Origin of the sequence: Shewanella marina JCM 15074 (assembly GCF_000614975.1) — a bacterium.
In the GTDB taxonomy this organism is placed as follows: domain Bacteria; phylum Pseudomonadota; class Gammaproteobacteria; order Enterobacterales; family Shewanellaceae; genus Shewanella; species Shewanella marina.
Genome location: NZ_BALM01000002.1, coordinates 81,104 through 95,986, shown reverse-complemented (window position 1 = coordinate 95,986; position 14,883 = coordinate 81,104). Strand labels below are relative to the sequence as shown.

15 protein-coding genes, 3 pseudogenes and 1 riboswitch are annotated in these 14,883 nt (G+C 40.3%); of the genes and pseudogenes, 6 read left to right on the top strand and 12 right to left on the bottom strand.

All coding sequences use genetic code 11. From position 1 onward, the window contains the following. Nucleotides 1-39 precede the first annotated feature (39 nt). The 9 genes and pseudogenes from JCM15074_RS20545 to hinT all read right to left on the bottom strand — a co-directional run bounded on the left by JCM15074_RS20545 (nt 40) and on the right by hinT (nt 7,153). Complete coding sequence (locus tag JCM15074_RS20545) at nt 40-879, bottom strand: DUF6279 family lipoprotein (RefSeq protein WP_037468935.1); 840 nt, start codon at nt 877-879, stop codon at nt 40-42. 43 nt (nt 880-922) lie between these two features. Next, nucleotides 923-1,852, bottom strand: a complete 930-nt coding sequence (locus JCM15074_RS02365) for a phosphotransferase (RefSeq protein WP_025819711.1) — start codon at nt 1,850-1,852, stop codon at nt 923-925. Nucleotides 1,853-1,854: 2 nt separating this feature from the next. After that, on the bottom strand, nt 1,855-2,505 hold the full coding sequence (gene pnuC / locus JCM15074_RS02360; protein ID WP_025819710.1) for a nicotinamide riboside transporter PnuC: 651 nt from the start codon (nt 2,503-2,505) through the stop codon (nt 1,855-1,857). 21 nt (nt 2,506-2,526) lie between these two features. Next, complete coding sequence (locus tag JCM15074_RS02355) at nt 2,527-2,793, bottom strand: hypothetical protein (RefSeq protein WP_025819709.1); 267 nt, start codon at nt 2,791-2,793, stop codon at nt 2,527-2,529. A gap of 92 nt (nt 2,794-2,885) precedes the next feature. Further along, nucleotides 2,886-5,012, bottom strand: coding sequence for a TonB-dependent receptor (locus JCM15074_RS02350; protein ID WP_025819708.1), 2,127 nt, complete (start codon nt 5,010-5,012; stop codon nt 2,886-2,888). 110 nt (nt 5,013-5,122) lie between these two features. Then, nucleotides 5,123-5,238: riboswitch (TPP riboswitch) on the bottom strand. Nucleotides 5,239-5,388: 150 nt separating this feature from the next. After that, nucleotides 5,389-5,775, bottom strand: coding sequence for a YcfL family putative periplasmic lipoprotein (locus JCM15074_RS02340; RefSeq protein ID WP_025819707.1), 387 nt, complete (start codon nt 5,773-5,775; stop codon nt 5,389-5,391). A gap of 58 nt (nt 5,776-5,833) precedes the next feature. Further along, nucleotides 5,834-6,276: pseudogene (locus tag JCM15074_RS20540) on the bottom strand (PaaI family thioesterase). Further along, the gene (locus tag JCM15074_RS02330) at nt 6,273-6,800 is read right to left on the bottom strand and encodes a PaaI family thioesterase (protein WP_025819706.1); all 528 of its coding nucleotides are present in this window, start codon (nt 6,798-6,800) and stop codon (nt 6,273-6,275) included. The pseudogene JCM15074_RS20540 and the gene JCM15074_RS02330 overlap by 4 nt, the downstream one beginning before the upstream one ends. A 2-nt stretch (nt 6,801-6,802) precedes the next feature. After that, nucleotides 6,803-7,153: a purine nucleoside phosphoramidase gene (gene hinT, locus JCM15074_RS02325; protein ID WP_025819705.1), complete on the bottom strand. Its 351-nt coding sequence runs from the start codon at nt 7,151-7,153 to the stop codon at nt 6,803-6,805. Between the two features lie 227 nt (nt 7,154-7,380). On the opposite strand from hinT, the pseudogene JCM15074_RS25550 reads away from it, so the two are divergent. The 3 genes and pseudogenes from JCM15074_RS25550 to JCM15074_RS25190 form a co-directional block, all read left to right on the top strand. Continuing rightward, a pseudogene (locus JCM15074_RS25550) lies at nt 7,381-7,913 on the top strand (M61 family metallopeptidase); the annotation flags it as partial. 51 nt (nt 7,914-7,964) lie between these two features. Further along, nucleotides 7,965-8,921: a M61 family metallopeptidase gene (locus JCM15074_RS25195; protein WP_267880163.1), complete on the top strand. Its 957-nt coding sequence runs from the start codon at nt 7,965-7,967 to the stop codon at nt 8,919-8,921. Further along, nucleotides 8,875-9,213: a PDZ domain-containing protein gene (locus tag JCM15074_RS25190; protein WP_267880162.1), complete on the top strand. Its 339-nt coding sequence runs from the start codon at nt 8,875-8,877 to the stop codon at nt 9,211-9,213. The genes JCM15074_RS25195 and JCM15074_RS25190 overlap by 47 nt, the downstream gene beginning before the upstream one ends. 91 nt (nt 9,214-9,304) lie before the next feature. Here the strand turns inward: JCM15074_RS25190 and JCM15074_RS02315 are convergent, their stop codons facing one another. After that, a complete protein-coding gene (locus JCM15074_RS02315) occupies nt 9,305-9,937 on the bottom strand; it encodes a LuxR C-terminal-related transcriptional regulator (RefSeq protein ID WP_025819704.1) in 633 nt (210 codons plus the stop codon). Nucleotides 9,938-10,595: 658 nt separating this feature from the next. Here JCM15074_RS02315 and JCM15074_RS24700 point away from each other — a divergent pair. The 3 genes from JCM15074_RS24700 to JCM15074_RS02305 all read left to right on the top strand — a co-directional run bounded on the left by JCM15074_RS24700 (nt 10,596) and on the right by JCM15074_RS02305 (nt 13,229). Further along, entirely contained in the window at nt 10,596-11,891 is a 1,296-nt protein-coding gene (locus JCM15074_RS24700; protein WP_234400144.1) for a DUF6923 family protein, read from the top strand. 95 nt (nt 11,892-11,986) lie between these two features. After that, the gene (locus JCM15074_RS24695) at nt 11,987-12,745 is read left to right on the top strand and encodes an LruC domain-containing protein (RefSeq protein ID WP_234400143.1); all 759 of its coding nucleotides are present in this window, start codon (nt 11,987-11,989) and stop codon (nt 12,743-12,745) included. A 13-nt stretch (nt 12,746-12,758) separates the two neighbouring features. Continuing rightward, nucleotides 12,759-13,229 carry a hypothetical protein gene (locus JCM15074_RS02305; RefSeq protein ID WP_025819703.1) on the top strand — a complete coding sequence of 157 codons (471 nt, stop codon included), beginning with the start codon at nt 12,759-12,761 and terminating at the stop codon, nt 13,227-13,229. Nucleotides 13,230-13,388: 159 nt separating this feature from the next. Here the strand turns inward: JCM15074_RS02305 and JCM15074_RS20525 are convergent, their stop codons facing one another. Continuing rightward, nucleotides 13,389-14,348 (bottom strand): glycosyltransferase family 4 protein, encoded by a 960-nt coding sequence (locus JCM15074_RS20525; protein WP_025819701.1) that lies wholly within the window; start codon nt 14,346-14,348, stop codon nt 13,389-13,391. A 168-nt stretch (nt 14,349-14,516) separates the two neighbouring features. Beyond that, nucleotides 14,517-14,845 (bottom strand): annotated as a pseudogene (locus JCM15074_RS20520) (cytochrome c3 family protein). Between the last annotated feature and the right edge of the window lie 38 nt (nt 14,846-14,883).

Genomic DNA, 14,883 nt, shown 5'->3' with positions numbered 1-14,883 from the left:
AATGTTAACAATTAAGACCTGAGTGTGTTCGAGTTTCTTTCAGTCTTGTTGACTTAATTCGTCTAAATCTGTAATTAACTCATTGAGCTTTTGATTAAAATATTGCAATTGCTTTGCACTAAAACTACGGCGTAACTGAATTAACATCTCGCCAAATAACAAACTATTATTCACTAGCTGTTGTTGATATTCAGCGGGTCTAAGTCGCTCTGGTTCTGTCATTAACAGTGTTAATCGCTGTTCTAATAACGCTTTATTATCGCGTTCTTCTAACGCAAACTGCATCTGCCTTACCCACTCTTGTCGGTAATTCAGCCACATCGCCAATGTAGAGACTTTTACTCGATTATAATTAGCAATGATGGCGATTTGCTCGTCCGATACTGAACCAGTCCAATCTTCTAGCTGCTGCTGAATATTATCATTGGCGTCTTCAATCAACTCTTGTTCAGACTTAGGCTCATATTCTTCAACAAGTTCTTGCTGATCTTGATTTAACTTCATCATGATTTGTGACACTTGCGGATCTGAATATGACACGGCCATTGGCAGCAGCTTAGGCAGGCCATATTGAAATAATCGATACCAGTGTGCTTTGGCATCAACAACATGTTGTGACCACATTTCGGCAGAAAGGGTTTGTTGGTTTATTTCGGTGGAAAAACGACGCAGATGTTCGACATACAAAGGTAACTCATGCTGCTTATGCCAAATGAGAAATTCAGTCAGCATCTCTTCAAATTGTTGCTCTTGTTGTGAGTTTAGCTCGACATATTCAGCCATCTCCCACTCAATAGCCCAATCAAGAAAATAATAACTCCATTTAGTTGAGCAGCCCGCTAACATAAGAAAACAACAACCAATAATTAGCTTGCGCATGATTCAACCTTTAAATAACCTATAAAAGTAAAATCAAAGCACATTAACTATTTATTTTCAACTTTAACAAATAATTATCAAACCATTGCAAAAAATCATCAGCTTGCTTTGGCGGACATGCAGCAGCCATTTGCAACGCCCAACAACAACAAAAATACCAATAACAATCGATAGCCGAAGTTAACTGAGCACCACTGTTTGGCGTTAAGTTTGGATGTGACATAAGATAGTTTTCAATCAACCACTGCTGTTGATTAGTGCTTAATTGATGGCTGCAAAGAACCACTGCCAACTCATAAAGTGGATGCGATGCACAAGCATATTCAAAATCGATACAATAGAGTTGTTGTTTACTAAATAACAAATTGTTGCTGTTTAAATCGCGATGACAATATTGCGGTTTGATTAAGCAAGCTTGCAGCCCAGTTAAACCAGCACGTACCTGAGCATCTAGCTCTTGCAACTCTTGATAAGCATGTTGCCAGCGGGAATGCTGATTAAGCACGGCCAGACGCTGTAACTGTTGTTGATATGCTTGAAACTGGCCGAACATGCTAAACACATTATCCGGCAGTGGTAGTTGCTGTAATTTTAGCAACAAATCTAATAATAATCGCTCAGCACCAGGCCAATAATATGGCTCTTGCGACTCACAATTAAGCTTTTTCCAAGGTCGGGTTTGTTTAATAAAACGGCTCACATAATAGTGTTGATGTTCACTCACCCAAACTAATTTAGGTGCAATGCCAACTTGCTCTGCTAATAGCCAATTAGCCACCTCACTGGGCCGATTGCAAATAGTATTACTCGCATCACTATTATGCCGAACAGCCCACCGGCCCTTACGGGTTTCAACCATATAATTATGATTACTTAAGCCGCCAGACATTAACGAAATATCAAGCACCGCCCCCAGTTTTGCCGGAGCAATGGCTTTTGCGAGAGCTTGTTTTTTATAAGCCGTTAATGACATGGTTAATCCTGTATTGCGATTTGATTATCTTGTTGTTGCTCCATATGGCTACGCCATAAGAAATACCCTGCTACGGCCATCCCTACATAAAAAACAAACAAAATAGAGGTTAAAAACAGGCCTTTACTAAAATATAGATAAATTGAAATAAGATCTATCACAACCCAATAAAACCAATTCTCAAGGACTTTTTTTGCCACTAAATACGTCGTCATTACCGCAAAACAACTGGTCGCCGCATCTAAATAGGGGAACGAAGCATGGGTATGATTAGCCATAAAATAGCCCACCGCCAAGGCAATCACAGCGGTCACCACACAGAGCAATAAATGTCGTTGCCATGACCATGAAATGATTTCAACACCATGATGTTGTTTACCACCTCGCGTCCACATCCAAAAACCATAAATCGCCATCACCATATAATATACATTTAGCAATGACTCCATGAGTAGAGCGACATTCCAAAATAAAACAGTATAAATAGCAGTGCTAAATAAAGCTGCAGGCCAACACCAAATACTGGCTTTCATTGCTAGCCACAAATACGCGATAGCCAAAATCACAGCAACAATTTCCCATAGGGTCATTATTGCAATTTCACCAAAAGCACTGTCGACAGTGCCATTTAATAACAGCCAAAAATCAGTCATGAATACCTATACCTGCTGGGCTTAGACTTGATGGATATAATCTAAATCAAGCTCGCGCCCAATAAATTTACAGACAAACACAGCTCGGCCCCATTTTTCATAACCGGCTTTCATCTCTGTCGCAAGCATTGCCATCACTTGATCATAATCGCCGCTCACTTGAGTTGACATCGCATTGGTCACACGTTTGATTTCAGGGTATGCATCTAATCTGGCAATAAACCAATCAATCGGCTCAATATAATCGGTTTTTAACGGATACATACTAATATCTACAGTTAATTTCATCACATTACCTCAGTGCAATTACACAATATGTTTGCCCCATTCCAACTGTTCATCACAACAGCGAGTTTGGGGCGCTAAAAATTATCGCTGGATTAAAAATCGATACTTAACGTCATACCAAACTGGCGTGGATCGCCAAAACGAATATATTGTTTATCCGCCCAATCGATATCGGGTTCGTTGCCAAAATAGAAACCACGTACTCCATAGTGTTTATCAAATAAGTTTCGGCCCCATAAATAAGCAGACCAACGCTCAGTTTCATAACCTAGTTTGGCATTAAATATAGTGTATGACGATGATTGTGAATCATTACTGTCTGAATAGTAAAACGCCGATTTGCCTGCCCCACTCATATTAATAAACCAACCGGAATCAGTCACATAGGTCGTACCTAAACTGTAACTCCAACGTGGTGAATGAGCGAGTTTACGGCCAGATAAATCGATAAAGCCGCCATATTTATCTTGATAGATATAATCACCATAGGCGGTTTCTAACCAGCCTAAGCTACCATACACTTTTAAATTACTATTAAGCTGCCATTGACCATCAATTTCAGCGCCATAATTATGTGAGCTGCCCGCATTCTCGGTATAAAGAATAAACTTTTGAGGCTCAACGGGATCTTGAGTGGATGCTGCCACTTGCTGATCTTGACGCTGCATAAAAAATACCGCCAAGTTAGTCTGAGCATCACCGCCTAACCATGATGATTTTAAACCAATTTCATAGTTATATAATATTTCAGTGTCATACTCTTTCTTATCGCTTAACTCTGTCGGCAGTGACATATTAAAGCCACCCGCTTTATAACCGCGAGCAACACGAATATAGCCCTGCTGTTCAGTGCTAAATTGTTTTGCTAAAGCAATATGACCGCCCCACATATTTTCACTCGGGTCAAAATGATCACCTGCGCTATCTCGATATTCACTTTCACGTTGCTCAAATCGTATGCCAATGGATAAACTAAAATCATGGCCTAAATCACTGTCTAATTGACCAAATACAGCATAGTTTTCAGCTTCATACTTAGCCTCTAACTCATCTGGCCAAGCGTTATACAGCTCGATGGTGTGATTGTCTTCGGTCAGTTTCATGGCATAAATCCCGACCAACCAATCAGTTGAGTCATGCCATATTTTGCCATTTTCATCAGAACTTAAACGCAGCTCTTGTGACAGGGTTTGACGATCACCACGTTTATTCCATGTATAGTCATATTCACAAGGTTCAGCGCCACATAATTTACCCGCCCAATAATCTGGATTAGACCAGTCGCCATCATAGCCATGATGATGTTCGGTCTTAGCAATAGACGTTAAAGACGTTAAGTTAGCGCCATCTATGCCCTGATAACTGACTTTTAAACCCGCACCACTGGTACGTTGGCTATCCTTACCGGGTTCATCTGTTGTGGTTTCAAAACCATTATTATCTAATGTCCATGCATCGTAGCCATTATTGAAATCGGCATGTAACAACGTTAAATCGAATTGTAAATCGTCGCTTGCCAACCAACGAAGCTTAGCGCGTAGTGATAGCTCATCTCGCTCATTAGTATCATCACGATTTAAATAGATATTGTCACGATAACCGTTTTGATTATGTTGCTCTAATGCCACTCGGTATAACAAATTACCAGAGTCAGTTAAAGGACCAGAGCTATAACCGCTAAAGGTCGTCAATTGATCATTACCGACACTGACCTTACCGCCATGTTCAAAATATTCAGTTGGATCGTTACTTTTAAGATAGATAACCCCAGCAAGTGCATTGGCACCAAAACGGGTTCCCTGTGGGCCTCTTAAAACTTCAGCTTGTTGTAAATCATACATGCTGGCAACCATGCCTAGACCAGATAAATCAATATCATCAAAGATATAACCGACTGATGAGTTAGGCGCGCCAAGATATTGTTCTTGCTCACCCACACCACGAATTTGAAAATACTTGGGACGAGAACTGCCACCAGACCAATTTAAATTGGCAAATGAATTGAGAATATCTTCAAAATGTTGCGCCCCTTCATCTTTAATCTGCTGTGCATCAATCACAGAGACACTGGTTGGGGTTTGCGCTAAGGTGGTTTCTCTAAAATCAGAAGTCACCGTAATCACTTCAATATCTTGTTTATCGTCAGCAACAGCTAACATGGGGGTAAATAAGAGCACGGATGAGACTGCGTGAGCAATCGTTGAACGGGTAAAAAGCATATGTTGGACCTCAAATATAATTTTGAGATCCGGCATGATTAGCGAAAAAGAATTGCGCGAATGTTATACCACTTCATTAAAGATGTAACTGATACTAAGCTACTTTATGAAATTGGTACCAAGCCCATTCCTACGCCGGTATTAGCCGGATCAGGTTCTAAGGGTTCGTCAGACGACATCTCAGTCAGTTGCTTAAAATAAGCAAAAGACACCCCTTGGCGGCGCTCATTATAACTAAAATTCAACAAGATAAAACAATATTCATAATAAAAACGCTAATAGTCCTTATTCGATGAGCCATTAGTGTATTTTAAGACATAAAAAACACCACAGAAGGTGGTGTTTATCAAAGCTATTTCAGATTTTACGGTTAATGTTATTCGGAAAAGACTTCACGCACATAGACATCAAAACGATTTGCCATGGCATTAGGCGCAACCGCCATCACTTGTTTACGTTCTTTACCAAATAATGTTGCAGCAACCCATGGACTTGAGTCTTCATCAATGACATAGCCATTAACGTCATACCAAGTAAATTTGTATTGCAGGTTAATTTGAGTTGAATCTTTATTGATTAATAACGCAGAGCCTTGTAAAAAGCCGCCCACAGAACGAGTTTGTACCTGTTCAACAGCAACATCACGCGCCAATGACTTATTATCAACACGAACATCACCAGCCGAAGTGACCGAAATACCACCACTATGGGGAGCACAGGCGGAAAGTGCAACTACTGCTAACATTGCCAACCACTGTTTCATTTTCCTCTCCTTTTTAAATACCACTGCTCAAAAAACTAGCACATTACTCGAGTGTAGGCTATTCAATTAAAAAGTGAGCTCTGGCCGTTGCAATCAATAAATGTCACTCGTTTGCCAACAATTGATGTTCACGTTGGCGACCCGTCGTCCTTGGCGAGTGATTTTACATTCCACAAAACTGTCTTTATGGTAACCCGCCCTTAAATAATCAATCGCAAAATCAACAATTTTAGGCACAGAGTCAGTCTGCATTAATACCATTAATTGTACAATTGCTGACATCTCCATAAACCCAGCAATCACTCCACCATGAATAGCAGGTAACACAGGATTACCAATATTGTTGGGATTCGCGGGTAACTTAAACACCAGTTCATCACCAAAGCTTTCAACTTGCATACCAATAAACTTAGCATATGGCACATGCTGTAATAACCCTGAAAAGTCATTATCAGACTTAGCTTGCTTAATCAGTTGCTTTACTGAAACTGCGGTTGTCATGATTGTTGTCCATCCTTAGCACTCGCTTGAGTATCAACTTGACCAAGTAAAGCTTGTCTAAACTCATCCCCCACCATTTCAGCACTAATTCGCATGAAAGTAGCAACTGCATGGGCAATCGGTTGTTCTACGTCATCTTGATATGCTAATGCCCGTACAAAAGCGATGTTAGAGGTCAGCTTGTAGCATTCAGCTAATCCATAAATGGGCTTGTGCGGTTCAGCTGGTCGCATATAGTCCACACGCAAATCAAGAGTAGGCGAAATCTCTAACGATTGAAATTGCTCAAAAATAGCACAAACAACAGCGCAGCCACAGGCAGTGTCAATCAAGGTTGTGATCACCCCACCGTGCACCACTCCAGTATCGGGATAGCCCACCAAATCAGTACTATAAGGTAGCTTTAATTCAACTTTGTTGGTCTCAATATGGTGTACGGTTAAGCCTAACCGTTGACAATGCGCCAACTGCCCAATAAAACGTGTGGCTAAATCAGGTAAGTCTATTTGCGCTGTTATTGGCATATCTATTTACTCAATAATGGGCCTAAATTATGGCCACCAACAAGGTGCATATGAATATGGAACACCACTTGGCCAGCATCTTGGTTACAGTTCATTATTAGGCGATAACCATCTTCTGCAATGCCTTCTTGTTTAGCGATTTTGGCCGCAACTGTCATCATTCGGCCTAGCGCAGCTTCATCAGAGGCTTTAACATCATTAAGAGTTGGAATTAACTGGTTTGGAATGATTAAGATATGCGTAGGTGCTTGCGGTGAAATATCACGAAATGCGGTCACGAGTTCATCTTGAAACACGATATCAGCAGGTATTTCGCGTCGAATAATTTTACTAAAAATGGTTTCTTCAGCCATGATAAATTCCTTAATATTTAACTAACCTGTCATCTACTTCAGTAATAACCCATTCAAAAAAGACTGTTTTAAATAGGTTTAGTATCTAAGTTCAGGTTAACGACTTAGCAACAAAAAATGATGACGTATATCATAGGCGGCAATAGCTCACTGAGCTAGTAAATTTTGAGCTTAATGGTGCTTTATAAAATAACTATATTAATAATTTTATATGCACTATCTACTTGATGAAACAGTGCTTATTTGGCAGCATAAAGTATCTGCAGTATTTGCGCTTTATATCAGGACTCAAGATGATCCATTATCAGATCTGCCCTATCGATCCTAACGCCCACCTTTTTGATGTCACTATGCATATCCCGAATCCACAACCGATGCAGCAATTACATCTGCCTGCATGGTTGCCTGGTAGCTATATGATTAGAGACTTTGCTAAACATATTATTAGCTTACAAGTTAAATCAGCCAAGGTGAAGCCATTGAGTTATTACAACTTGATAAGCAAACATGGCAAGTCCAGAACCAAGATAATCATGGTTTAGTTATTCGTTATCAAGTATATGCATGGGATTTATCAGTCCGCAGTGCTCACCTTGATAGCACTCATGGTTTCTTCAACGGTAGCAGCGTATTTTTAGCCGCTAAAGGAAAAGAGCAAGATAATCACCAAGTCGACATCATCGAACCTAAAAACCCTGCTTTATCGACATGGCGCGTCGCCACTACATTACCAAGGCTAACAGGCGAACAATATGGATTTGGCCAGTTTAATGCTGATAATTATGCTGAACTGATTGATCACCCAGTCGAAATGGGCGAATTTACCCTCGCCCACTTTAGTGCCGGTGGTGTACCACATGATGTAGTCTTAACCGGTCGCCACTTCGCTAATATGGAGAGACTTTGCCAAGATTTACAGAAAATTTGTGAATACCAAATTAATCTCTTTGGTGGCAAAGCACCGTTCGAACGCTATTTATTTCTAACTACGGTACTGGATAATGGCTTTGGTGGCTTAGAGCATCGTAGCTCAACAGCATTAATGTGTGGCCGTAATGATTTACCCACCAGCATAGATATGCCATTAAATGATCATTACCGTACTTATCTTTCTTTATGTAGTCATGAGTATTTTCATAGTTGGAATGTAAAACGCATTAAGCCCGCTTGCTTTACCCCTTATCAATTAGATAAAGAAACTTATACTCGTCAGCTATGGGCTTATGAAGGCATTACTTCATATTATGACGACCTACTCACCTACCGTAGTGGCGTTGTTGATAACCAAAATTATCTTGATATGTTAAGCCAAACCATGACCCGAGTGTATCGCGGTCAAGGACGCTTTAAACAAAGCCTGAAAGACTCTAGCTTTAATGCTTGGACCAAGTTTTATCAACAAGATGAAAATGCCGCTAATGCCATTGTAAGCTACTACACTAAAGGTGCGCTATTTGCACTATTTTTGGATTTAACCATGCGTCTTGATAGCCACGGACAACTCAGTCTTGATGATGTGATGCAAGTGCTTTGGCAAGAACACGGTGAAACTGAAATAGGCACAAATGAACAGAGTCACCAAGAAATAGCAGAGCGCTTACTAGGCCGAGACATGAGCGAAGAATTCAGTTACTTATCTCGTACTGATGATATCCCGCTTGCGCCTCTATTAGAACGCTTTGGCGTTGAACTCATTTACCGTAGTTCAACTGGCGTCAGTGATGTTGGGGGCAAAGTATCACAAGTTGGTATATGGATTTGGTGCTAAATTTAAAGCAGCGCCTTTAGGCGTTCAAATCGTTTCAGTTAACCATGGTAGTCCAGCTCATTATGCAGGATTAAGTGCTGGCGATATCTTAATTGCAGTTGATAACCTGCAAGCCACAATGCAACTTGAAAAACAGTTAGAACATTATCAATTAGGTGATTTACTCAACCTGCATTGGTTTAGACGCGATATATTAATGCAAGGTCAATTGCAAATTAATGCAGCAGAACTGGATACCATTCAACTCGCCTTAACTGACGAGTTAAAAGCCAAAGCTTGGTTGCATCAATAGCTATCTGACAAAATCAGCAATACTACAAAACTTCAAAGGCCACATAATGTGGCCTTTTACTATCTCAATTCATACTCAGAAGAATGCTAATTTACTGCTGCACTTCGTGCAAATTAACTTGTGCCCATGCAATCGCTTGACCACGGCTAGATACCCCTATTTTTCTAAAGGCCCTATACAGGTGAGTTTTAATGGTGCTTTCACTGACAAATAGTTGATTTGCAATATCAAGGTTAGTGCTTCCTGTGAGCAAGGCTTGCAGCACTTCACGCTCTCGAATCGTTAATTGATCAGAGTCGTCTTGTTCTTCATGGCGCAAACGCGCATCAATTAAACATTGTGGGATAACTTGATTGCCCTTTAACACTTCCACTAATCCTAAGCCTAGCTCGTCGATACTGGTGTTATGCAAAAACACACCGATCGTACTGCTATTATCCAGTAAGAAATTAGCTTCAATTTTTTGAGGGAAGTGAATGTAAACGACTTGGACACCGCGATGCTCTCTTTCTAAGTATCGCTGTAGTTGATAAGCACGCTGCATATCAACAGAGGCTAAATCAATAATGACCATTGAGAATGGTTTATCAAGCATGGTATCTGCTAATTTATCAGGTTCAACGCCTGATAGCTTAACCAAAAACTCTTGTGGCCAACGGCTATCAAGTAAGTCAACCAATAGCTGAGATCGAGACACTACCATCCAATGTATTATTTTAAACATCAAGCTCACTCCTTGAGATGACTTTTTATTCCATTAAACCTTATTAATGACACTGTTACGGTTTAAAGATTAACCGATAATAGCAACATTGCAATCATATTTAGTCATCTTTATGCTTTTTTACTATAAGTAATCCCATAATAAAAAAAACATCAACCAAAGGTAGTATCGGCACCAATAACAGAATACTTTAGCCTTATTTACGGCAATTTAAGTATAAAAATTCAAAAAATATTATCCCCTCAACGGTTGTCACTAAAAATCCCCTTATTTACCTCAAAAAATCGATACAAAACAAATAAAAATAAGCTGTACATCAACAATGACTGAATTAATAAACACATTTTACTGCGATTAAAAGTCATCAAATGGCTCGCTCCGAATAACGTTATTATCAATAATCATAAATCTTAGATAGGCAATATCTATATCCTTAACGATAAAAGACAGAGTAACAACACTAATCATCCCGCTATTTTCACTTGTTAATCTTACCTATTAGCAAATATCCAATATGTATAGAATTTCTCGCATTGTGCAATTTGCAAATTGCAAAACGCTCATAAGTACACATTGTAATTGACTGATATTAAACGATTAAATTCATGGCACGGCTTATGCTTTAACTATATAGAATCTATCAACTTAGGGCGTGTATATGATGAAACCAGTAATCACATTTGGATTGTCACTTCTAATATCGAATATCGCGATTGCAGGGCCTTTCCCTTCGTGTCCGACCGAAGCTTACTTAATCCAAACACCATCAAGCACCCCTAAAGCTTATGGTGTTAATCTTGCGACAGGTAGTTACACCATTCTTTCAAATGATATGGGCACCAGTAAATCATTTAATGGCGTGGGTTATAACTATCACGACAATTATATTTATGGCTGGGATTACCAAGCGGGCACTTTGGCACAAGTTGGTGATGATTACCAAATTACCCCTCTAACCGTCAGCAAAGACAGTGCATCTGCCAGTGCTGGTAATTTCTATGTTGGTGACGTTGCCGTCACAGAAAATGCTTGGTATGGCTATAGAAAACGTAAAGGTTTATTCAAAATTGAGCTGAATGACTTAAACCAACTTTCAATGGTAAAAGTCCCCGGTAGTACAGCCAATGCTTCATACAACATTACCGACATGGCCTTCCACCCAACCGATGGTTATTTATATGCAGTCACTAATGGTTCAACAGGTAAATTACTGCGAATAGACCCAAGTAATGGTAAAGCGACGAGCTTAGGAACGGTTATCCAATCCAGTGGTTCACCAAGACAGAACTTTGTATTTGGTGCACAGTTTTATGATGCCAGCGGTAACTTTTATATGAGCAACAATACCAGTGGCTCGATTTATAAAGTTAAAGTCTCAGAAGCGACATCTGCAGAATTGTTCTCATATGGTCCGTCATCATCAAGTAACGATGGCGCGCGTTGTGCATTAGCCGCAATTCCTGTTGGTGATAATATTGATTTCGGTGATGCACCGGACAGTTACGGAACCTTAATGGACAGTAATGGTGCCAGACACTCGATTACAGAAAACTTTCGTCTAGGTTTGCTAATCGATAACGAATCAGATGGTCAAGCCTATCCTCTCAGTGATGATGCATCAGATAACAATGATGATGATGATGGTATAACGACCCCGACAGGATTTGAAATCGGCGAAACAGCCATTGTATTAGCAACTGTTACCGACCCTTCTGGTGAGGAAAGCTACATTAATGCTTGGTTCGACTGGGATCAAGATGGCAAGTTTTCAATTGAAGAACAAGCACTACTTGCAGAACCTGTTACTGACGGATTAAACACACTCAATATTGATGTACCAAGCTGGGCAACCGAAGGGACAACATGGGCACGCTATCGTCTTAGTAAACAAGCTGATTTAAGTGCCACCGGCGGAATGAATGGGGGGAAGTCGAAGATTATCAGGTTACCTTAACGGAAACGGGTGTTACCGTAAATTACTATCCATCATCATCAGATTACACCACCATTGCATATGAGGATCTCTACCCTGACCTTGGTGATTTCGATATGAATGATGTCATCATGAATTTGCGAATAGCCGAGTTTGTAAAAGATGGTTCAGTGCGCAGAGTGTCCATAGAAGCTAAGCTCGCTGCAATGGGCGCTTATTACCAAAACGGTTTTGGTATTCAACTGCAAGGCGTACCTAGTGACCAAATTAAATCAGACTCCATCAGTTGGAGTTTAGATAGCATCACCCAAACCGATGCGGTTCAAGAAGATAATCAAACGAACGCCGTCTTTATTCTAAGTAATGACGTATCAAGTCAGGTGACTCTACTGCAAGGTTGTAGCTACCTACGTACCGAGCAAGGTTGTGATTCAAACTACCGTACTACTTGGCAGCTATCATTCGCATTTGAAAACCCAATTGCGCAAGCTGATATGCCCGCACCACCATATGATCCATTTATCTTTGCAACGCCATACACTAAACACGGTACTGCAGCTAAAAATGTGGTTGGTGAGCATCCAGGTCGTCAGCTAGAGATCCACCTTAAAAACCAAGCACCGACAGATGCATTTAACACGGCTTACTTTGGCGCAAGAGAAGATGCATCGGATCCCGGTAACAATCAATATTTCATGAATAATAACGGCATGTCATGGGCAATTGAAATCCCAAGCTCATGGAAACATCCTAAAGAGTTAAAACGTTTAGATAATGCCTACCCTCAGTTTGTTAATTTCGCGGCTGATGCCACAGGTAACACTAATAATAATTGGTACGAAACATCAGTCACAGAACTCATCTTTGATAACTAGGGGGAGAATCAATATGACTCACTTAACTTATAAGCAATATCTAGCAATAGCACTAACTAGCCTCTTTATTTATGGCTGTGGCGGAGGCGACGACGAAGAAAGTGCCTACGTACCGCCAACACCGGAGGTAACGCCGCCACCTGTCAGTGAAGACCCAACCAGTTTAGATGACTTAATCGTTGCACCGGAAAACAAACTGGACGCAATTTACATGCTCAACATTGATATAGATTTGAGCCTTGAACAAAGAGCTTATTTTTCACTCTGCGATGACTTTAGTTCGCAACAAGATAGTTATACGGTCAACTATGATTCATGTTTATTTAGAGGTCCATTAGATCAAGGTTATCTCAATACAGATATTAAGATTGCCAACCATCAAACCTCATTAATTGGTGTAGTTTGGTTCTATGATGGCCAAGATCCTGTCTACCAGACGTGGCAACCAACAAACAGTGGCGCCCCTATTTTTAAGATGCGCTAATCCAATAAGGTACAAATACGATTAAATTAGCAGTTCCGTTCCAAAGCCAACCCCTTATGCCCAGTTCGCCTGCGTCCCTCTGCAGCACTGGGCAATTTTTTGCTCTCACAAATCAACCGCAAACAAAGCAACGCTTAGCGTCAAACTCATTAAGAATCATTAAGATGTTAATTGATGTGACCACTGCGCTAATACCGCGTCATAGCGATTAGCGGCAGTAGTACGAATAGCCATTGGAAGTTGTAATGAAGGGCGCGCTAATTGCGTCACTTGTTTATATTGTAATAGTCGAGTTATCGCAGTGACGAGTTCAGCGACTGAATTGGCATTGATTAATTGCAATAACGCTTTTTGGTTATTGGGTAACATCGACTGCATAGGTAACAGTTGTTCGGTTAAACCATCAATATTGGTCGCGATAATCGCTTTACCTGCAACCAAAGCCTCTTGGCAAACTAAACCAAATGGCTCCCACCTTGATGGAATAACAACCACATCAGAGTGTGCCAATAACGGCTCAATTAATTGTAACTCACCAATTAATTCAACATGTACTGACGATTGTGCCAATTGTCCCAAATAACTGGCTTGGGCTCCTGCCCCTGCTAATTTGCATTGCACCTGATCAGGTGAAAATTGGGCAATAGCTTGCAATAAAAGATCGAAGCCTTTTTGTTGATGTAAACGACCATAAGCACCAATCATCAAGGGTTTGGTTAATGTTCTTGGCGCAAGTTCAAGTAGCGTATCAAGCTGTTTAGCCTGACCCACATTAATCAACTTAGCAGAATGTTGAGGGAATAACTGTTGAAGCCATTGTTGCTGCGCAGATGATACAGTGAAAACCTTATCCATCATGCTATACGTCAATGCTAGCATACGATAAAAACGTGTTGGTTGGCTAACGCATTGGCTGACAAAGGCTTGGCAATAATGATGCTCTTGATAAATAAAAACACAGTTTGGATGACGTAATTTTAACGCTGCAAATAAAGGTAATTTAGACCATGAACTCGCAATATGAATACAGATAACATCTGCATCATATTTAGGCACAAGCAATTGATGCGGATCTAATTGCTCAATGGTCATTTGACAAAGTTGAGGATCAAAGGCCACCAGCAAATCCTGTAGTGCTAAATTAACGCCACCAAGCTCCGTTCTTCAACTAAATGAACAACTTTTAGCGCCATATGACTCCACAGATATAATTACAATAACTTAAGCCTAGGAAATATAAACAAAAACGCCAGCATTTTGCTGGCGTTTTTTATAAATCAATTGTAATTACTTACGGCCGTCATCATGACAGTTATCACAAGTTGGTTTGTCACCTACGTTCATCTCATGAACAACATGACAGTCACTACAGTTCAGCATACCATCATGAGCTTTATGCGTTTCACTCATTTCGGCTAAAGAGCCATGACAGCTTTGACACTGCTCATTCTCATATGCACTATCTGCAGATGGTTCACCATTAGCATGACAGCTTTCACATTCACCCATTTCAGCGTGGAAATCGGCTAATACCTGTGGCTCCGCAAATGCAGTAGGCTAAACGCCAATACCGCAAAAGTTGCACCAAATAATGCACTCAGTAATTTATTGCTCACGATAAAAAATCCTCAAAAATAAAGCAATATAGAAGGTA